This window comes from Streptomyces sp. NPDC048590 (assembly GCF_043199535.1).
Taxonomy (GTDB): Bacteria; Actinomycetota; Actinomycetes; order Streptomycetales; family Streptomycetaceae; genus Streptomyces.
Map to the genome: position 1 here is coordinate 783,752 of NZ_JBICWC010000003.1, position 20,243 is coordinate 803,994.

At 70.9% G+C, this 20,243-nt stretch carries 17 protein-coding genes; 13 read left to right on the top strand and 4 right to left on the bottom strand.

Features of this window, described 5'->3' with window-relative positions; all coding sequences use genetic code 11:
- Window positions 1-128: 128 nt before the first annotated feature.
- Window positions 129-719: a malonic semialdehyde reductase gene (locus ACGFNN_RS11830; protein ID WP_362539085.1), complete on the top strand. Its 591-nt coding sequence runs from the start codon at window positions 129-131 to the stop codon at window positions 717-719.
- Window positions 720-791: 72 nt separating this feature from the next.
- Here ACGFNN_RS11830 and ACGFNN_RS11835 read toward each other — a convergent pair whose 3' ends face one another.
- The gene (locus ACGFNN_RS11835; RefSeq protein ID WP_393554949.1) at window positions 792-1,316 is read right to left on the bottom strand and encodes a DUF4245 domain-containing protein; all 525 of its coding nucleotides are present in this window, start codon (window positions 1,314-1,316) and stop codon (window positions 792-794) included.
- A gap of 144 nt (window positions 1,317-1,460) precedes the next feature.
- Here ACGFNN_RS11835 and glpX point away from each other — a divergent pair, with 144 nt between their 5' ends.
- Complete coding sequence (glpX, locus tag ACGFNN_RS11840) at window positions 1,461-2,492, top strand: class II fructose-bisphosphatase (RefSeq protein ID WP_393554951.1); 1,032 nt, start codon at window positions 1,461-1,463, stop codon at window positions 2,490-2,492.
- Between the two features lie 64 nt (window positions 2,493-2,556).
- On the opposite strand, the gene ACGFNN_RS11845 is transcribed toward glpX, so the two are convergent.
- Complete coding sequence (locus tag ACGFNN_RS11845) at window positions 2,557-2,928, bottom strand: WhiB family transcriptional regulator (RefSeq protein ID WP_362539079.1); 372 nt, start codon at window positions 2,926-2,928, stop codon at window positions 2,557-2,559.
- A 163-nt stretch (window positions 2,929-3,091) separates the two neighbouring features.
- Entirely contained in the window at window positions 3,092-3,763 is a 672-nt protein-coding gene (locus ACGFNN_RS11850) for a DUF1707 domain-containing protein (RefSeq protein WP_393554953.1), read from the bottom strand.
- A gap of 230 nt (window positions 3,764-3,993) precedes the next feature.
- On the opposite strand from ACGFNN_RS11850, the gene ACGFNN_RS11855 reads away from it, so the two are divergent.
- From ACGFNN_RS11855 to ACGFNN_RS11880, 6 genes are all read left to right on the top strand, one after another.
- Window positions 3,994-5,661: a fumarate hydratase gene (locus ACGFNN_RS11855; protein ID WP_362539075.1), complete on the top strand. Its 1,668-nt coding sequence runs from the start codon at window positions 3,994-3,996 to the stop codon at window positions 5,659-5,661.
- Between the two features lie 301 nt (window positions 5,662-5,962).
- Window positions 5,963-6,478, top strand: coding sequence for a hypothetical protein (locus ACGFNN_RS11860; RefSeq protein ID WP_393554956.1), 516 nt, complete (start codon window positions 5,963-5,965; stop codon window positions 6,476-6,478).
- A 183-nt stretch (window positions 6,479-6,661) separates the two neighbouring features.
- On the top strand, window positions 6,662-8,065 hold the full coding sequence (locus tag ACGFNN_RS11865) for a class II fumarate hydratase (RefSeq protein WP_393554958.1): 1,404 nt from the start codon (window positions 6,662-6,664) through the stop codon (window positions 8,063-8,065).
- 44 nt (window positions 8,066-8,109) lie between these two features.
- Complete coding sequence (locus ACGFNN_RS11870; RefSeq protein WP_393554960.1) at window positions 8,110-8,826, top strand: DUF402 domain-containing protein; 717 nt, start codon at window positions 8,110-8,112, stop codon at window positions 8,824-8,826.
- Window positions 8,827-9,226: 400 nt separating this feature from the next.
- Window positions 9,227-11,134, top strand: coding sequence for a SpoIIE family protein phosphatase (locus tag ACGFNN_RS11875; protein ID WP_393554962.1), 1,908 nt, complete (start codon window positions 9,227-9,229; stop codon window positions 11,132-11,134).
- 232 nt (window positions 11,135-11,366) lie between these two features.
- Entirely contained in the window at window positions 11,367-12,830 is a 1,464-nt protein-coding gene (locus tag ACGFNN_RS11880; protein WP_393554964.1) for a catalase, read from the top strand.
- Window positions 12,831-12,882: 52 nt separating this feature from the next.
- Here ACGFNN_RS11880 and ACGFNN_RS11885 read toward each other — a convergent pair whose 3' ends face one another.
- Window positions 12,883-15,084: a transglycosylase domain-containing protein gene (locus ACGFNN_RS11885; RefSeq protein WP_393554966.1), complete on the bottom strand. Its 2,202-nt coding sequence runs from the start codon at window positions 15,082-15,084 to the stop codon at window positions 12,883-12,885.
- A gap of 235 nt (window positions 15,085-15,319) precedes the next feature.
- Between ACGFNN_RS11885 and ACGFNN_RS11890 the strand changes: the two genes are divergently transcribed.
- From ACGFNN_RS11890 to ACGFNN_RS11910, 5 genes are all read left to right on the top strand, one after another.
- Window positions 15,320-16,291 (top strand): SPFH domain-containing protein, encoded by a 972-nt coding sequence (locus ACGFNN_RS11890; protein WP_393554968.1) that lies wholly within the window; start codon window positions 15,320-15,322, stop codon window positions 16,289-16,291.
- Window positions 16,288-16,578: a hypothetical protein gene (locus ACGFNN_RS11895; protein WP_393554970.1), complete on the top strand. Its 291-nt coding sequence runs from the start codon at window positions 16,288-16,290 to the stop codon at window positions 16,576-16,578. Before ACGFNN_RS11890 ends, ACGFNN_RS11895 begins: the two co-directional genes overlap by 4 nt.
- Before the next feature lie 111 nt (window positions 16,579-16,689).
- A complete protein-coding gene (locus ACGFNN_RS11900; RefSeq protein ID WP_393554972.1) occupies window positions 16,690-17,214 on the top strand; it encodes a PadR family transcriptional regulator in 525 nt (174 codons plus the stop codon).
- Entirely contained in the window at window positions 17,211-17,897 is a 687-nt protein-coding gene (locus ACGFNN_RS11905; protein WP_393554974.1) for an ABC transporter ATP-binding protein, read from the top strand. The genes ACGFNN_RS11900 and ACGFNN_RS11905 overlap by 4 nt, the downstream gene beginning before the upstream one ends.
- A complete protein-coding gene (locus tag ACGFNN_RS11910; protein WP_393554976.1) occupies window positions 17,894-20,230 on the top strand; it encodes an ABC transporter permease in 2,337 nt (778 codons plus the stop codon). The genes ACGFNN_RS11905 and ACGFNN_RS11910 overlap by 4 nt, the downstream gene beginning before the upstream one ends.
- Window positions 20,231-20,243 lie beyond the last annotated feature (13 nt).

The window sequence follows — 20,243 nt, forward strand, 5'->3', positions numbered from 1 at the left end:
GCGCGCTACTCCTGTGCCGTGGATCACTACGGGCGAGATTTAGTTGAACTTTAATCTATCTTTCGGCTACGGTGCCATGAGTTCGCCCCACGGCTCAGCCCGTATCCGTCCGGAAGGTAACGCCCCAGATGTCTCTCGTTCTTGACCCCGCCGCTCAGGACCTCCTCTTCCGCGAGGCCCGCACCGCCAACACGTTCACCGACGAGCCGGTGACCGACGAGCAGGTCCAGGCGATCTACGACCTGGTCAAGTACGGGCCGACGGCCTTCAACCAGTCGCCGCTGCGCGTCGTCCTGGTGCGCTCCGCCGAGGGCCGCGAGCGCCTGGTCAAGCACATGGCCGAGGGCAACCGCCCGAAGACCACGGCCGCCCCGCTGGTCGCACTGCTCGTCGCCGACCACGAGTTCCACGAGGAGCTCCCGGCGCTCATGCCGCACTTCCCGCAGGCCAAGGACGCCTTCTTCTCCGAGCGCCCGGTCCGCGAGCAGTCCGCCGCGCTGAACGCCGCGCTCCAGGCCGCCTACTTCATCATCGGCGTCCGCGCGGCCGGCCTGGCCGCCGGCCCGATGACCGGCTTCGACGCCGCGGGCATCGAGAAGGAGTTCCTGGACGGCGACCACAAGCTGCTCATGGCCGTCAACATCGGCAAGCCCGGCGAGGACGCCTGGTTCCCGCGCCTGCCGCGCCTCTCCTACGACGAGGTCGTCACCACCGTCTGATCCCCGCCCGCACGACGAAGGGGCCCGCAGCGCTGTGCGCCGCGGGCCCCTTCGTCGTACGTGAGCAGTGCCTCAGGAGGAGGCGGTCCTCAGCGCCGCGGCCATCTCCACCAGGCTCTCGCGCGGGGCCGAGCCGGTGACCACGGTGGTCACGTCCTCGGCGTGCAGCACGAGGGCGTCGTACTTCGGCCCTTCCCAGCGCTGCCACTCCCGGCCGGCCACCCGCTCGGTGCGCCCGGTGTCCTCGGCGTCCTGGCTGACGTCGGGGACGTACTTCTTCGCGGGGGTCGTGGACTGCTCCACCGCGACGTAGTTGCCGTCGGGGTCGAGGAAGCCGAGGTGCCAGCCGGATCCGTCCTGCCCGGTGTACGAGACGGAGGTCGGCTTCCACCCCTGCGGCAGGCCGGAGGGGGCCGCGACCGGGTACGGGGCGGCGCGACGAGCCGTCGCGAGCTCGACCCTGTAGTCGACCGCCTTGATCGGGTCGGCCTTGTCGTCGTGCGGGATGAAGATGTAGACGACGCCCGCCACCGCGGTGATCACGAGCATCGACAGGAACATGTCCCGGACGGTCTGCTTGCCTCGCTTGCTTGCCACGGGGTCAATGGTGGCATGGCCCCTCGGCCGCCCGACCGGCGGGCACCCGCTCATCGGTGACCCGCTCTGCTCATTTTATCGACCTACCGATAGAGTCACAGCACCCTCTTTTCCGGTCGTCGTCGTACAGAAAGGTGCGCTCCGATGTCCGAGCATCATCTGCCGTCCCAGCTCGAGGTCTCCCCCGAGGCCCCCGACCGCAACCTGGCCATGGAACTCGTACGGGTCACCGAGGCCGCAGCCATGGCGGCGGGGCGCTGGGTCGGCCGCGGCGACAAGATCGGCGCCGACGGCGCTGCCGTGAAGGCCATGCGCACGCTCGTCTCCACGGTGTCGATGAACGGCGTCGTCGTCATCGGTGAGGGCGAGAAGGACGAAGCCCCCATGCTGTTCAACGGCGAGCGCGTCGGCGACGGCACCGGGGCCGAGGTCGACATCGCGGTCGACCCCATCGACGGCACCACCCTCAACGCCAAGGGCATGCCCAACGCCATCGCGGTGCTGGCCGCCGCGGACCGCGGCGCGATGTTCGACCCGTCCGCGGTCTTCTACATGGACAAGCTGGTCACCGGCCCCGAGGCCGCCGACTTCGTCGACATCAACGCACCCGTGTCCGTGAACATCAGGCGCGTCGCCAAGGCCAAGAGCTCCACCCCGGAGGACGTGACCGTCGTCATCCTCGACCGGCCCCGGCACGACGGCATCGTCAAGGAGATCCGCGAGACGGGCGCCCGCATCAAGTTCATCTCCGACGGTGACGTCGCGGGGTCGATCATGGCCGCCCGGGAGGGCACCGGCGTCGACCTGCTGATGGGGATCGGCGGCACCCCCGAGGGGATCATCTCGGCCTGCGCCATAAAGTGCCTCGGCGGTGTCATCCAGGGCAAGCTCTGGCCCAAGGACGACGCGGAGCGGCAGCGCGCCCTGGACGCCGGCCACGACCTGGACCGGGTGCTGTCGACGGACGACCTCGTCAGCGGGGACAACGTGTTCTTCGTCGCCACGGGTATCACCGACGGTGAGCTGCTGCGCGGTGTGCGGTACCGCGCCGAGACGGCCACCACCCAGTCCCTGGTGATGCGCTCCAAGTCGGGCACGATCCGGACGATCGACTCCACGCACCGGCTCTCGAAGCTGCGCGCTTACAGCGCGATCGACTTCGACCGCGCCAAGTAGGGGCGGCCGCATACGGATGTGGGGCCGCCCGGTGCAGGCGGCCCCACATCCGTACGTACGGGCCTCAGCCCGCGGCGGCTATGCGTCCCGCGCGGGCGGCGGCCTTGAGCTCCATGTCGCGCCTGCGGCGCCGGGCGAGCACCACACGGCGCTCGGCGGCGGTCAGTCCGCCCCACACCCCGTAGGGCTCCGGCTGCACGAGGGCGTGCTCCTGGCACTCCACCATCACCGGGCACCTCGCGCAGACCTGCTTCGCGGCCTCCTCGCGCGACAGCCGGGCGGCGGTCGGCTCCTTCGACGGGGCGAAGAACAGCCCGGCCTCGTCGCGGCGGCACACCGCCTCCGAGTGCCAGGGGCCCGCCTGGTCCTCCCGCGCGGGGGCGCGCTGGGACGGCGCGGCGGCTACCTGCAGGGGCTGATGCGGGATGTGCAGCACGGTCCACTCCTGACGACGGCTTGGGCTTCGTGAGCGAGAGGCGATGCAGCACTCCCTACCCGCTGTACGCACGCCTATGCACTGCGTGGTGCCGCCGCACCCCCGCCACGGTGACCCCGCGTCACCCCATGGCTCGAATTGGCCGTTGACCGGCCGGACCGGCTCAGGTACCGAGGTGCTTGCGCAAATGCTTGTGAAGGTTGGCGATGAGCTTGCCACGCTTGGGCTTCGCCTCGACGTTGCCGAAGACGGAGTAGCCGTTCACCACGACCACCGGCGCCTCGGGGTCGGCGGACTCCAGCGTCTCGACCTCGAAATTGCCGAAAACACCCGTTCCGCTGCCGCGCAACGAGATGTTCTCGGGGACCTTGACCTCGACGCTCCCGAAGATGGACGTCGCGTTGACGACGGTGAGCCGCTGGCCGAACAGGGCCTCGGTCAGGTCGATCTCGACGCTCCCGAAGAGCGCGAACGCGTTGGTGCGGCCGCCGACGCGCCAACGCCCCCTGCGGGTGGAGCTGCTGAACACCGCCACCAGGTTCTCGGCGGGTCCGGGCGTCGCTTCCGGACCGGACGCGTACAGCCCTGCGGACTGCTGGGTGCCGCCGCCCGGTACGGGCAGATCCTGGATCAGGGGCTGGAGTTCACCGACGGTCTTGGCCCGGTAGACCAGGTCGACCCGCTCGGCGTGCTCGTCGGCGGTCAGCCGGCCCTCGGCCATGGCTTCCCGCAGGATGTCCGCGATCCGGTCGCGGTCCGCGTCGGACGCGCGGATCCCGGCGGGCGCGGGACCGGCCGGAGCGACGGGCTGCTGGGGCTGCTTCTCGAGGTCCACCGGACCAGCGTACCCAAACGCGATAGATCGCGACAGGTGGCTCTCCGGCCTGTCCGCGATCCCTGTCCGGCCCGCGCCCGGCCCGCCCAGGGCGGTACTTCCGGGGCCGTCGGCGGGCCCGCCCCGGGTGAGCCTTACCTCACAGGCTCGGCGCACCCCCGGAGCTCTACCCTGGTGGATGCGCTGCCCAAGGGTGGTCAGCCGCTGTCGCCGAGTGAGGAATGGCCGTAATGCCAGAGTTTGCGTACTCCGATCTGCTCCCGCTGGGAGAGGACACCACGCCGTACCGGCTGGTGACCGCCGAGGGTGTCTCGACCTTCGAGGCCGACGGCCGTACGTTCCTCAAGGTCGACCCGGAGGCCCTGCGCACCCTTGCCGCCGAGGCCATGCACGACATCTCGCACTACCTGCGGCCCGCCCACCTGGCGCAGCTGCGCCGCATCGTGGACGACCCGGAGGCCTCGTCCAACGACAAGTTCGTCGCGCTGGACCTGCTGAAGAACGCGAACATCGCCGCGGCCGGCGTCCTGCCGATGTGCCAGGACACCGGTACGGCGATCGTCATGGGCAAGCGCGGCCAGAACGTGCTCACCGAGGGCGGCGACGAGGAAGCCCTGTCGCACGGCATCTTCGACGCCTACACCAAGCTCAACCTGCGCTACTCGCAGATGGCGCCGCTGACCATGTGGGACGAGAAGAACACCGGCTCGAACCTGCCGGCGCAGGTCGAGCTGTACGCGACGGACGGCGGCGCCTACAAGTTCCTCTTCATGGCCAAGGGCGGCGGCTCGGCCAACAAGTCGTTCCTCTACCAGGAGACCAAGGCGGTCCTCAACGAGGCCTCCATGATGAAGTTCCTGGAGGAGAAGATCCGTTCGCTGGGTACGGCGGCCTGCCCGCCGTACCACCTGGCGATCGTCGTCGGGGGGACGTCCGCGGAGTTCGCGCTGAAGACCGCGAAGTACGCCTCCGCCCACTACCTCGACGAGCTGCCCGCCGAGGGCTCCCCGACCGGCCACGGCTTCCGTGACAAGGAGCTGGAGCAGAAGGTCTTCGAGCTGACCCAGAAGATCGGCATCGGCGCGCAGTTCGGCGGCAAGTACTTCTGCCACGACGTGCGGGTGGTCCGCCTCCCCCGGCACGGCGCCTCGCTGCCCGTCGCCATCGCCGTCTCCTGCTCGGCCGACCGCCAGGCCACCGCGAAGATCACCGCCGAGGGCGTCTTCCTGGAGCAGCTGGAGAAGGACCCGGCACGCTTCCTGCCCGACACCACCGACGAGCACCTGGACGAGGCCGGGGACGTCGTGCGGATCGACCTGAACCGCCCGATGGACGAGATCCTCGCCGAGCTCACCAAGTACCCGGTGAAGACCCGGCTCTCGCTGACCGGCCCGCTGGTCGTGGCGCGCGACATCGCGCACGCCAAGATCAAGGAGCGGCTGGACGCGGGCGAGGAGATGCCGCAGTACCTCAAGGACCACCCGGTGTACTACGCCGGCCCGGCGAAGACCCCCGAGGGTTACGCCTCCGGTTCCTTCGGCCCGACGACGGCCGGCCGCATGGACAGCTACGTCGCGCAGTTCCAGGCGGCGGGCGGCTCCAAGGTGATGCTGGCCAAGGGCAACCGGTCCAAGCAGGTCACCGACGCGTGCGACGCCCACGGGGGCTTCTACCTCGGCTCGATCGGCGGTCCCGCGGCGCGCCTGGCCCAGGACTGCATCAAGAAGGTCGAGGTCGTCGAGTACGAGGAGCTCGGCATGGAGGCCGTCTGGCGCATCGAGGTCGAGGACTTCCCCGCCTTCATCGTGGTCGACGACAAGGGCAACGACTTCTTCACCGAGCCCGCCCCGGCACCGACCTTCACCAGCATCCCGGTCCGCGGCCCCGGCCTCGCCTGACCCTCGCTCCGCCCTCCAGGGGTGTCCCGGCCGACCGGCCGGGGCACCCCTGCGGTGTTCCGGGGGCGGCCGGACGGAGGAGCGGTTCCGGCCACCCGCGCGGCCTCGTTCTCCGGCCCCGAGTGCGGCGGCATCGGACGGAAGGGCGCCCGGGCGCGGCTGCCGCGGCGGGCAGGACGAGTTCGCGCCAGAGATCGCCGCACTCACGGTTTCCTGTGCAGGCCGCACCTAGATTGATGGCGCTCGGAACGCCTCCAGGCTGCCGGGCACACACCCGTTCCGGCAGAAAGCGTGCTCAGCCATGTCCCGATCCGCAGCAGTCGTCCGCACGGCCCTCGCCGTCGCCGCCCTCGCCTCCGCGGCGCTCAGTGCGCCCCAGGCCGTCGCCGCCGACCGGCCCGAGGTGACCATCTCCGCGAAGGCCGATTCCCTCACCAGAACCCTGGCCCGGCAGGACCCCCAGGCGGCGGCCGCCGCCGCGACGGTGTGCGGCACCGGATACGCGTTGAACAAGGCGATACCGCTGCCCGAGGGCACCGATCCCGGCATGCGCCTGGCCACCCTGTTCTCGTACACCAACGGGGGCAAGGGGTGCGCGATCATGGACAACAACGTCGGCGCCTCCCGCTACATGTCCCTGAAGGTCTGCAAGGTCGACGGAACGGGCTGCGACACCGACACGGGGAACTTCTCGCAGTACGCCGGCCCCGTCTACGTCTCGAGCATCGCCTGCGCCAAGGTGACGGCGAAGATGGGCACCTCGTCCAGCAGCCTCTTCATCAACTACGCGAGCGACTACGTGTTCCCCTGCAACTGACGCGGCCGGCTTCAGGAGCGGGCGCGTCCCCGGCGCCCGCTCCGGGTGTCGGGCGGGCCGGCCTCCTCTCCCGGTATGTTCCGGCGGAGGCGGCCAGGCAGTGCGGTGTCCGGGAGAGCGGGCGGTCTCCGGGGAATACGGGGAACACCGCACGTGCTCATCGCATCAGGAGGTCTGAACACCATGGACGAAACCGCCGGCGGAACGGCGTACCGCGTCGAGCACGACTCGATGGGCGAGGTGAGGGTCCCCGCGTACGCCAAGTGGCGGGCGCAGACGCAGCGGGCGGTGGAGAACTTCCCGGTCTCGGGGCAGCGGCTGGAGCGGGCCCACATCGAGGCGCTGGCCCGGATCAAGGCCGCGGCCGCGAAGGTCAACGCGGAACTGAAGGTGCTGGATCCGGACATCGCGGCCGCGATCCAGGAGGCAGCGGCCGAGGTGGCCGAGGGGCGCTGGGACGAGCACTTCCCCGTCGACGTCTTCCAGACGGGTTCCGGCACGTCGTCCAACATGAACACCAACGAGGTCGTGGCCACGCTCGCCGCCGAGCGGCTCGGACGCGAGGTGCACCCCAACGACCACGTCAACGCCTCGCAGTCGTCGAACGACGTCTTCCCCTCGTCGATCCACATCGCCGCGACGGCGGCCGTCACCACCGACCTGATCCCCGCGCTCGAACACCTGGCCGCGGCCCTGGAACGGAAATCGGCCGAGTTCGCGGACGTCGTGAAGTCGGGCCGCACCCATCTGATGGACGCCACCCCGGTGACGCTGGGCCAGGAGTTCGGGGGCTACGCGGCGCAGATCCGCAACGGCGTGGAGCGGCTGCGGTCCTCGATCCCGCGTCTGGCCGAACTGCCCCTGGGCGGCACGGCGGTGGGGACCGGGATCAACACCCCGCCCGGCTTCTCCGCGGCGGTGATCGCGGAGGTGGCCCGTACGACGGGGCTTCCGCTGACCGAGGCGCGCAACCACTTCGAGGCGCAGGGGGCCAGGGACGGGCTGGTCGAGGCGTCGGGGCAGCTGCGTACCGTCGCGGTCTCGCTCACCAAGATCTCCAACGACCTGCGCTGGATGGCCTCCGGGCCCCGCACCGGGCTGGCCGAGATCAGCCTGCCCGACCTGCAGCCCGGGTCGTCGATCATGCCGGGCAAGGTCAACCCGGTCATCCCCGAGGCGGTACTGATGGTCGCGGCGCAGGTGACGGGCAACGACGCCACGGTCGCCGCCGCCGGCGCGGCCGGGAACTTCGAGCTCAACGTGATGCTCCCGGTCATCGCGAAGAACCTCCTCGAGTCGGTGCGGCTGCTCACCAACGCCTCCCGGCTGCTCGCGGACCGCACGGTGGACGGCATCACCGCCGACGTCGAGCGGGCCCGGCGCTACGCGGAGTCCTCGCCGTCGGTCGTGACCCCGCTGAACAAGTACATCGGCTACGAGGAGGCCGCGAAGGTGGCCAAGAAGTCCCTTGCCGAAGGCACCACGATCAGGGAGACGGTCCTGGCCGGCGGGTACGTCGAGCGGGGCGACCTGACGCGGGAGCAGCTGGACGAGGCCCTGGACGTGTTGCGTATGACCCGTCCTTGAGGAGTGGATCACCTCTTCGCCCCGCGCGTCTCTAAGATCTCTTCATGACAGCGACGGACGCGGGTACGGGAGCAGGCACCGGGGCGGGTGCGGGGGACGGTGCGCGATGGGCGCCCGGGGACCGGATTCTGTGGCGCTACCGGGCCAACGAGCGGTCCTCGGACGGCGGGCACGCGGTGCACATCTGCCGGCCGGTCACCGTCGTCCAGGACACCGAGGATCTGCTGGCGGTCTGGATGGCGTCCGGCACCGAGTGCGTGAGACCGGTGCTGGCCGACGGGACGCAGGTGCACGCCGAGCCGCTCGCCACCCGCTACACCCGGCCCCGGACGACGGTGCGCTCGCGGTGGTTCGGCTCGGGTGTGCTGAAGCTGGCCCGGCCCGGTGACCCCTGGTCGGTGTGGCTGTTCTGGGACCGGGGCTGGCTCTTCCGCAACTGGTACGTCAACCTCGAGGAGCCCCACTCACGCTGGGAGGGGGGCGTCGACTCGCAGGACCACTTCCTGGACATCTCCGTACGCCCCGACCACAGCTGGGAGTGGCTGGACGAGGACGAGTTCGCCCAGGCCCAGCGGGTCGGACTGATGGACGCGGCCACCGCGCGGCGGGTGCGCGAGGCCGGGCTGGCGGCGGTCGAGGTGATCCAGCGCTGGGGCGCGCCCTTCAGCGACGGCTGGGAGCACTGGCGGCCGGACTCCGGGTGGCAGGTCCCGCCGCTGCCGGATGACTGGGACCGCACACCCGCCCCCACACGGTCGTGAGACCCTTGTCGCACCCCAGGGGGGTAAACGTAGGATCACCCCCCATGAACCGCTCCTCCGGACCGATGCGCCGCAACCGCCGTATCCAGCCAAGGGTCTGACCGACAGTCACCACACAGGTCGCACGCGTCACACGGCCCGCGGGCCGGGCGGGCGTGCGGCTGCCCGGACCACTACGAGAACCACGACGAGGGGGTGGAGACATGTTCGCTGTCCGCTGCCCGGCCACGGGAAGACCCGACACGGGGCCCCCGGACGGCCGTACGGTTTCGGCCCCTTCCCAGGGGGCATCCGGTGACAGCCGTTGTTCTCACCGCTCTCGCCGGGGCACAGTGGCGCGACGCCCCGAGGTGACTGCGCCCGCCTCATACAACCGGCCCGGACGGACGGAATCCCACGCGTGACGGAGCATCCCACCTCCCACGAAGGCCGGCAGCCGCTGACTGCCCGGCCTCAGGAACGCGCCCGGCCGCGGCAGCAGGAGGCGCCCGCCACCGCCGCCGCGATCCCCGGCCCTTCCCCGGTCCCGAACTCCCTGCCCGCCCCGGCGCCCGGCGCCGCGGCCGGCAGGCCCGTGGCGGACACCCAGACGGTCACCCGGGAGGGCGACCGGCTGCGCTTCGTCGGAGCGGCGACCCGCCGCATCGCCCGGGGCATGGACCTGGACGAGATCGTGCTGGGTCTGTGCCGGGCGAGTGTGCCTACGTTCTCCGACGCCATACTCGTCTACCTCCGTGATCCGCTTCCGGTGGGCGACGAGCGGCCGGTCGTTCCCTTCGTCCTGAGGCTGCGCCGCACCGACCGGCTGAGGACGCCGGAGGAGGAGAGCGAGAGCGGGCCGGAGGGCGACCGGCTGCGGCTGCCGGTGAGCGATCAGCCGGCCGGGCTCCTGCCTGCCGCCGAGCTGTGCGAGGTCGTGACGGGCGGCGCGCTCGACGAGGTGCTGCGCGGGGTGCGCCCGGTCTTCGGCGACGCCGCCGCGGCCCGCGTCGCCCTGCCCGAGCTGCTGGGACCGGGCCGGACCGTGCCGAGCGGGCACCGCGCGATCCTGGCGCCGCTGCGGGGGCGCCGCAGGGTGATCGGTGCCGCCGTCTTCCTGCGCGGTGCCGACCGTCCGCCCTTCGAGGCCGACGACCTGCTGGTGGCGGCCCAGCTGGCCACACACACCGCCCTCGGGATCGACAAGGCCGTGCTGTACGGCCGCGAGGCGTACATCGCGGACGAGCTCCAGCGCACGATGCTGCCCGACTCCCTGCCGCAGCCCACCGGGGTGCGCCTGGCCTCGCGCTACCTGCCCGCCGCCGAGACGGCCCGGGTCGGCGGCGACTGGTACGACGCGATCCCGCTGCCCGGGAGCCGGGTCGCCCTGGTCGTCGGGGACGTGATGGGTCATTCCATGACCTCCGCAGCGATCATGGGCCAGCTGCGCACCACCGCCCAGACGCTGGCCGGGCTCGACCTGCCGCCGCAGGAGGTCCTGCACCATCTGGACGAGCAGGCACAGCGGCTCGGCAGCGACCGCATGGCGACGTGCCTCTACGCGGTGTACGACCCGGTCGCGCACCGCATCACCGTCGCGAACGCCGGCCACCCGCCGCCCGTCCTTCTCCATCTGGGCGGCCGGGCCGAGGTCCTCCGGGTGCCGCCGGGCGCTCCGATCGGCGTGGGCGGGGTCGACTTCGAGGCCGTCGAGCTGGACGCGCCCGCCGGGGCCACCCTCCTGCTGTACACCGACGGGCTGGTCGAGTCGCGGATGCGGGACGTGTGGACGGGCATCGAGATCCTGCGGGAGCGGCTCGCCGCGACCGCCCAGCTGACCGGGCCGGACCACTCGCCTCCGCTGGAGGCGCTCTGCGACGACGTGCTGGACATGCTCGGCCCGGGCGACCGCGACGACGACATCGCCCTGCTCGCGGCGCGCTTCGACGGGATCGCGCCGAGCGACGTCGCGTACTGGTTCCTGGAACCGGAGGACGCGGCCCCGGGGCGGGCCCGCAGGCTGGCGCGCAGGGCGCTGAGCCGGTGGGGTCTGGACAGCCTCTCGGAGGAGGTCGAGCTCCTGGTCAGCGAGGTGGTGACCAACGCGGTCCGCTACGCGGAGCGGCCGGTGACCCTGCGGCTGCTGCGTACGGACACGCTGCGGTGCGAGGTCGGTGACGACTCTCCGCAGCTGCCGAGGCAGCGGCGGGCGCGGGAGACGGACGAGGGCGGACGAGGACTGTTCCTGGTGAACCGGCTGGCCCGGCGGTGGGGAGCCACCCGGCTTTCGACGGGCAAGGTGGTCTGGTTCGAGATGAGCACCCCCTGAGCCGACGGGCATCGGCGGGCCGCGCGCGGGTAGGCGGGCGGTACGCGGACAGTCCGCCGGCCTGCTCCGGCAGGCGTCGATCAGGCTTCGAGAGGGCATCACCGGTGCCCGCATCCTCCGGATTCGCACCGGCCCCTCCCCTTCCCGTGTTGCCGACACCTTGTCGGCGGAGTTGACTGCATGGGTGAACGAAGCGACCTGACCGAAACCCCACACCGACGGGAGGACGCTCGTGACCGAGGAAGCCAGGAAGGTTCCGTACACCACGAACAGTGCCGGGATCCCGGTGGAGAGCGACGAGCATTCGCTCACCGTCGGCCCGGACGGCCCGATCCTGCTGCAGGACCACTACCTCATCGAGAAGATGGCCCAGTTCAACCGTGAACGGGTGCCTGAGCGGGTGGTCCATGCCAAGGGTTCCGGTGCGTACGGCATCTTCGAAGTGACGAATGACGTCAGTCAGTTCACCAAGGCCGATCTCTTCCAGCCGGGCAGGCGCACCGAGATGCTGGCCCGTTTCTCCACGGTGGCCGGGGAGCAGGGTTCGCCCGACACCTGGCGCGACCCCCGTGGGTTCGCGCTGAAGTTCTACACCGAGCACGGCAACTACGACATGGTCGGCAACAACACGCCGGTCTTCTTCGTCCGTGACCCGATGAAGTTCCAGGACTTCATCCGTTCCCAGAAGCGCCGCCCCGACAGCGGGGTACGCGACCACGACATGCAGTGGGACTTCTGGACGCTGTCGCCGGAGTCCGCCCACCAGGTCACCTGGCTGATGGGTGACCGGGGCATCCCGAAGACGTACCGCCACATGAACGGCTACAGCTCGCACACCTACATGTGGGTGAACGCGGGCGGTGAGCGGTTCTGGGTGAAGTACCACTTCAAGACCGATCAGGGCATCGACTTCTACACCCAGGACGAGGCCGACGCCATGGCCGGCAAGGACGGCGACGTCCACCGCCGCGACCTGTTCGACTCGATCGGCCGCGGCGACTTCCCGAGCTGGACCCTGAAGGTCCAGATCATGCCGTTCGAGGACGCTCCGGACTACCGCTTCAACCCGTTCGACCTGACCAAGGTGTGGCCCCAGGGCGACTACCCGCTGATCGAGGTCGGCCGGATGACGCTGAACAAGAATCCGGAGGACTTCTTCGTCCACATCGAGCAGGCCTCCTTCGAGCCGTCGAACATGGTGCCCGGCATCGGTCCCTCGCCCGACAAGATGCTGCTCGGCCGGCTCTTCTCGTACCCGGACACCCACCGGTACCGGATCGGCCCGAACTATCTCCAGCTCCCGCCGAACCGGCCGCGTTCGCCGGTCCACTCGTACGCGAAGGACGGGCCCATGCGGTACGAGCCGTCCCGCACCGGTGCCGTCTACGCGCCGAACTCGTACGGCGGCCCCGCGGCGGACACCGAGCGCTTCGGCGACCCCGCGGGCTGGGCGACGGCGGGCGAGATGGTCCACGAGGCGTACAAGCTGCGCAGCGAGGACGACGACTGGGGCCAGCCCGGCACCCTGGTGCGCGAGGTGATGGACGACGCGGCCCGTTTGCGGCTCGTCGGCAACATCTCCGGCCATCTGCTGGACGGTGTGAGCAAGCCGGTCCTGGCGCGGGCGCTGCAGTACTGGCGCAACGTGGACAAGGACCTCGGTGACCGCGTCGCCAAGAAGGTCGACGGCGGCTGACGCAGGACACGGGTGAGGGGCGGTACCGGCCGGTACCGCCCCTCACCCGTGGTCACTGCCCGGGGACCGCGTCCCCGCCGGGCCATCCCGGGAGCTGCTCGCCCTCACCTGGCTCCTGCGTGGTGCCGGGCGTCCCGCTCGGGGTCGACGAGGGGGTCTCGCTCGGCGTCTGCGACGGAGCCTCCTCGCTCGGCGTCCCGCTCGGCGACTCGGAGGGCTCCTCGGGCTCCTCGGACGGGGTCTCGGAAGGCTCCTCCGTCTCGGACGGGGTGGTCGAGGGGGTCTCGGTCACCGGGGTCTCGCCGCGCTCCACGCCCTGGAGGTCGAAGGTGGCGTCCGAGCCGCCGCCGAGGGCGCCGAGGGTGTAGTCCGCCCAGATCTTCGCGGGGAATCCGCCACCGTTGGCCCGGCCCGAGCTGGCCGTGCCGGTGAGGCTGACCTGGCCGCCGCCCTCCTTGGGGGACTCTCCGTAGAGGGCCACCGCGGTGGCGAGTTCCGGGGTGTAGCCGGTGAAGAGGGCCGCCTTGTTGTTCTCGGACGTACCCGTCTTGCCGGCCGCGTCGTAGGCGGTGGTGTTCGCCTCGTGGCCGGAGCCGGAGTCGACGACGCCGGTCATGGCCTTGGTCACGGTGTCCGCGGAGGCCCGGCTGATCACCTGGCCGCCGATGCCGTCGACGGGCTCCATGGTGCGGTCGCGGTGCTCGGCGGACTTGACGATGGTCGGGGTGACCTTCTTGCCGTGGTTGTCGAGGGTCGCGTAGACCCCGGCCATGTCCCACGTCGAGGCGTTCATGGTGCCGAGGGTGATCGCGGGCCGCTCGGGGAAGTTCAGGTCGGGCACGCCCAGGCCGAGGGCGGTCTTCTTCACCTCGGCGGGACCGACGTCGACGACCATCTGCGCGAAGACGGAGTTGATCGACTTGTTCATCGCCGTCTGGACGGTCGGGTCGTCGTAGCTGCGGTCGTCCTCGTTCTGCGGGGCGAACGGGGTGTCGCTGCCGACGACCGGGCGCTTGCTGGTGCCGTCGTAGACCGTGTTCAGGCCGATCAGGTCGCCGTTCTGGGTGGTCGACTCGTTCTCCAGGGCGGAGGCGAGCACCAGCGGCTTGAAGGTGGAGGCGGGCTGGTAGTCGCGGCGGGTGGCGTTGGATATGTAGTGCTCGGTGGCACCGACACCGCCGTACAGCGCGACGACCTTGCCCGTCTTCGGGTCCACCGAGGTCGCGCCAGCCTGCACGGTCGCGTCGACCTTGTTGCCCTTGCGGTCGAGGTGGTCCTCCAGCTGCCGCTTCACCGACTTCTCGAGCTGCTTCTGCTTCTTCTTGTCGATGTTGAGGGTGATCGTCCAGCCGCCGGCCTCGCGCTGCTCCTCGGTGATCCCCTGGCGCTTCATCTCCTGGTTGGCCGCCTCGACGAGATAGCCGGCCTGCCCGTCCAGGCCGGGGGTGCCCTTCGGGGCGTCCGGCACCGGGAAGGTCAGCTTGTCCCGCTCGGCCCGGTCCAGCCAGCCCTCCTCGACCATGTTGTCCAGGGTGTACGCCCAGCGCTCCTTCACCAGCCTCTTGCCGGTGGGCGAGGCGTACGCCCAGTCGTACTGGCTGGGGGCCTGGAGCAGGGACGCGAGATAGGCGCCCTGGGCGGTGTCGAGATCCTTGGCGTCGACGCCGTAGTAGGCCTGTGCCGCCGCCTGGATGCCACTGGCGCCCCGGCCGTAGTAGACGGTGTTCAGGTACCCGGCGAGGATGTCGTCCTTCTCCATGCGCTGGTCGACCTTGAGCGAGATCACCAGCTCCTTGAGCTTGCGGGTGACCGTCTGGTCCTGCGTGAGGTAGTAGTTCTTCACGTACTGCTGGGTGATGGTGGAGCCACCCTGCTTGCCCTTGCCGGACAGCGTGTTGAGCAGGCCGCGGGTGGTGCCCTTGAGATCGACGCCCCGGTCCCGGTAGAAGGACTTGTTCTCGGCGGCGACGAAGGCGTGCTGGACCTTCTTGGGCACGACGTCGAGGTCGACGATCTCCCGGTTGACGCCCGAGCCCGTGCGGGCCAGGACGCTGCCGTCGCTGTACTTGTAGACGTTGCTCTGCTTCTCGGCCTGGGCATTGGCCTTCGGTACGTCCACGAAGGCGTAGAGCGCGACGAACGCCCCCATCACGAGCAGGCAGAGCCCGAAGAACGTCCCCAGCATCTTCCGCCAGGTGAAGAGCCGGCGTATGCCACCACTCCTGGCGGCCCGGCGTGCATCCGCTCGACCCATCGCTCCGGTGCTCCCGTTCTCTGCTCGTCTCGTCCGTTCCGGTTCGTTCCGGACAGACGTTCCAGCTAACACCGGACACTCGGACAAATGGCAGTCGATCCGGCCTTTTCCGGACGTGAGAATCAGCACCCACCCCCGAAGGAACCGACTCACGGGGGCTGCGAAGGGTTGCGACATGGATTAATGTGTAATCACATTGCTAGCGCGACGCACGGTCGCACGAGACGGGGGAAACATGTCCGCACCGCACGGCCTTCCCGGCACCGACAGCCCTGGCGCCGATCTCGCACCTGACACACCCGAGATGCCGTCCCCGCAGGTCAGAGAGGTGACCGCCCACTCCATCCCGGGTGGCCTCGGGCTCCTGCTGACCATCTTCGGGGTGCTCGCCGGGGTGGCCCTGGCCATCGTCGGCGGAGTTCTGGGCTCCGACGGGCACACCGGCGTCGGCGCCACGCTCATCATCCTCGGGGTGCTCCTGGCCATCGCGTCGTTCTTCTGCATGACCGGCGTGAAGATGGTCGCGCCGGGCGAGGCCCGGGTCATCCAGCTCTTCGGCCGCTACGTCGGGACCATCCGCACGGACGGCCTGCGCTGGATCAACCCGCTGACCTCCAGCCGCAAGATCTCCACCCGGGTCCGCAACCACGAGACGGCCGTCCTCAAGGTCAACGACGCGTACGGCAACCCGATCGAACTCGCGGCGATCGTCGTCTGGAAGGTCGAGGACACCGCGCAGGCGCTCTTCGAGGTGGACGACTTCATCGAGTTCGTCGCCACCCAGACCGAGGCAGCCGTCCGGCACATCGCGATCGAGTACCCCTACGACGCCCACGAGGAGGGCGGGCTCTCGCTCCGGGGCAACGCCGAGGAGATCACCGAGAAGCTCGCCGCCGAGCTGACCGCACGGGTGGAGGCGGCGGGCGTACGGATCATCGAGTCCCGCTTCAGCCACCTCGCCTACGCCCCCGAGATCGCCTCGGCGATGCTCCAGCGCCAGCAGGCGGGCGCTGTCGTCGCGGCCCGCCAGCAGATCGTCGAGGGTGCGGTCGGCATGGTCGAGATGGCACTGACCCGGATCGCCGAGCAGGACATCGTCGAGCTCGACTCGGAGCGGAAGGCCGCCATGGTCAGCAATCTGATGGTGGTGCTCTGCGGCGACCGCGCGGCGCAGCCGGTCCTGAACACGGGCACGCTCTACCAGTGACCGAGGACGGCACGCCCCCTCCTCCCGCCGGGACACCCCGGCGGGGTTCCGCCCGCAAGCAGATGCTGCTGCGGCTGGATCCGGCCGTGTACGACGCGCTGGCCAGGTGGGCCTCGGACGAGCTGCGCAGCGCCAACGCGCAGATCGAGTTCCTGCTGCGTCGCGCACTGGCGGAGGCGGGGCGGCTGCCGGGCGGGGCGGGCCCGATCCCCCGGAGGGGCCGGCCCCCGAAGGCCGCACCACCGGACACCCCGGAGCGCCCCGAGCAACCTCCGCCGCACGGCTGACCGGCCTCCCCCGGCCCCGCGCCACCCGCAACGGGTGGCGCGGGGCCGTTCGCATGACCGGCAGAGACCCGCTATACACTCCAGCTATACACACCGTGTACAGTCACAGCCATGTCAATCGGTCACACCCTCCTCGGGCTCCTGGAGTCCGGCCCCCGCCACGGCTACGACCTCAAGCGGGCCTTCGACGAGAAGTTCGGGCAGGATCGCCCCCTGCACTACGGCCAGGTCTACGCGACCATGTCCCGGCTGCTGAAGAACGGGCTCGTCGAGGTCGACGGCGTCGAGACGGACGGCGGCCCCGAACGCAAGCGGTACGCCATCACCGACGCCGGCGTCACGGACGTCGCCACATGGCTCGCACAGCCCGAGAAGCCCGAGCCGTACCTCCAGTCGACCCTGTACACGAAGGTCGTCCTCGCCCTGCTCACCGGCCGCAGCGCCGCCGGCCTCCTGGACGCCCAGCGGTCCGAGCACCTGCGCCTGATGCGCGTCCTCACCGACCGCAAGCGCAAGGGGGACCTCGCCGACCAGCTGATCTGCGACCACGCGCTCTTCCACCTCGAGGCAGACCTCCGGTGGCTGGAACTCACCGCCGCACGGCTGGACAAGCTGGCCGAGGTGATCGTCCCGTGACCCCCGCCGGCTCCCTGCTCAGCGCCCACTCGCTCCACAAGGCCTACGGAGCGACCCCCGCTCTCCACGACGCCTCGTTCTCGGTGCACCCCGGTGAGGTCGTGGCCGTCATGGGCCCCTCCGGCTCCGGCAAGTCCACCCTCCTGCACTGTCTCGCCGGGATCGTCACCCCCGACTCCGGAACCGTGACCTACGCGGGGCAGGAGCTGTCCGCGATGTCCGACGCCCGGCGCAGCGCCCTGCGCCGCAGCGACTTCGGCTTCGTCTTCCAGTTCGGCCGGCTCGTCCCCGAACTGACCTGCCTGGAGAACGTCGCCCTGCCGCTGCGCCTCAACGGCGTCAGGCGCGCCCGGGCCGAACGCACCGCGCGGGAGTGGATGGAGCGCCTGGAGGTCGAGGACCTCCACGCCCAGCGCCCCGGCGAGGTGTCCGGCGGGCAGGGGCAGCGCGTCGCCGTGGCACGCGCCCTGGCCACCTCTCCCAAGGTGGTCTTCGCGGACGAGCCGACGGGGGCACTGGACTCCCTCAACGGCGAGCGGGTCATGGATCTGCTCACCGACTCCGCACGCACCTCCGGCACGGCCGTGGTGCTCGTGACCCACGAGGCGCGCGTCGCCGCGTACTCGGACCGCGACGTCGTCGTGCGCGACGGCCGGTGCCGGGACATGGAGTTCGCCTCATGACCTGGCTGCGCGATCTCGGCCTCGGCATGCGCTTCGCCGTCGCCGGCGGCCGGGAGGGCTGGGCACGGACCACGCTCACCGCCCTCGGGGTGGGGCTGGGCGTGGCGATGCTGCTGGTGGCCTCGTCGGTGCCGAACCTGCTGGACCAGCGCACCGAGCGCGGCCAGGCCCGCCAGGAACAGGCGGGATCGCTCGCCGGGGACATACCGAAGTCCGATTCCACGGTCCTGAGGGTGAGCGCGGCGACGGAGTACCGCAGCCACACCGTCGGGGGGTTCCTGATGCGGGCCGAGGGGGCGCACCCCGTGCTGCCCCCGGGGGTCCGGCGGTTCCCCGGCCCGGGGGAGATGGCGGCCTCGCCCGCGCTGAAGAGGCTGCTGGCCTCCCCCGAGGGCGCCCTCCTCAAGGAGCGGCTGCCGTACAGCGTCACGTCGACGATCGGCGACACCGGGCTGCTCTCCCCGAACGAGCTGTACTTCTACGTGGGCAGCGGCTCCCTGACCGAGGCCACCGGCGGGTACCGGGTGTCCGGCTACGGCGACGACACCCGGGGCTCTCCGCTCGCTCCGCTCCTGGTCGTCCTCGTCGTCATGATCTGCGTGGTGCTGCTGGCACCGGTCGCGATCTTCATCGCGACCGCGGTGCGGTTCGGCGGCGACGGACGCGACCAGCGGCTCGCCGCCCTCCGCCTCGTCGGCACCGACATCCCGACCACCCGGCGGATCGCGGCAGGCGAGGCGCTGTTCGGCTCCCTGCTCGGGTTGCTGGCGGGGGTGGCGATCTTCCTGGGGAGCCGGAGGTTCGTCGGCGGCATCGAGGTGTGGAACTACAGCGCCTTTCCCGCCGACCTGAAACCCGCGCCGCTGTCGGCCGCGCTGGTCGCGGTCGCGGTGCCTCTGTCGGCCGTGCTCGTGACGCTCGTCGCCATGCGCGCGGTGGCCGTGGAGCCGCTCGGCGTCACCCGTGAGGCCGGCAGCCGCCGGCGACGCCTGTGGTGGCGCCTGCCGGTGCCACTGCTGGGCTTCGCGCTCCTGGCGCTGACGGGCCGGGTCAGCGGGCTCGGGCCGGCCGACCCGCTGCCGGTGGCGGCCGGAGCGATCCTGGTCCTGCTGGGTCTTGCCCTGCTGCTGCCCTGGCTCGTCGAGGCCGTCGTGAACCGGCTGCACGGCGGCCCGCTGCCCTGGCAGCTCGCGATCCGCCGGCTCCAGCTGTCCAGCACCTCGGCGTCCAGAGCGGTCAGCGGCATCACCGTGGCGGTCGCCGGGGCGGTGGCCCTGCAGATGCTGTTCGCCGCGGTCGGCGACGAGTTCTCGACGCGGACGGGCCAGGACCCCGCGCGCGCCCAGTTCCACACCTTCTCGGAGAAGGTCAGCGGCGACGCCGCCACCCGGACCATCCAGCAGTTCCGTTCCACGCGGGGCGTGGAGCGCGTCATCGGCACGGTCGAGACGTACGTCACCACGCCCAAGGCACACCCGGACGACGAGGCGGCCGCCACCAGCTCCCTGAGCATCGGCGACTGCGCCACCCTGAAGGAGCTGGCCGCGATCGGCTCCTGCAAGGAGGGAGACGTGTTCGTCGTCCACCCCCGGGGTGACGAGGAGCTGTCCGACTGGGTCGACAAGACGGCGCGCAAGGGCGAGCAGATCGAGCTCAACCCGGACTTCGGCATGGCGCCCGGCGAGAAGTCGGTGCGCTGGACCCTGCCGGCGGACACCCGGACCGTCATGTCCACGCCCGACCCGCTCGGCCTCGACAACTCGGGCATCATGGCGACCGTCGGGGCCGTCGACCCTCGCGCCCTCCCCCACGCCCACACGGTGGCCCTGATCAAGGTCGACAGGAGCGTCCCGGACGTCGACGAGTACGTGCGCAACACCGCCGCCCGCATCGACCCCGGGATGCGGGTCGCGACTCTGACCTCGGCGACCCGCGACCGCCAGTACGAGAGCGTGCAGACGGGGCTGCGGATCGGCGCGGTGGTGACGCTGCTGCTGATCGCCGCGTCGATGCTGATCTCCCAGCTCGCCCAGATCCGTGAACGCAAGCGGCTGCTGTCGGTCCTGGTCGCCTTCGGTACCAGGCGTGCCACCCTCGGCTGGTCGGTGTTCTGGCAGACCGCGCTGCCCGTGGTCGTCGGACTCGTGGCCGCGGCGGTGGGCGGCACCGGGCTCGGTGCCGTCATGTCCTGGATGCTGGGCAAGACGGTGACCCGGTTGGACGCGTTCGTGCCACTGGCGGGAGCCGGCGGAGCCCTCGTGGTGGCGGTGACCCTGCTGTCGATGCCCCTGCTGTGGCGTGCGATGCGCCCGGACGGGCTGCGCGCGGAGTGAGGACGGGAGGGGT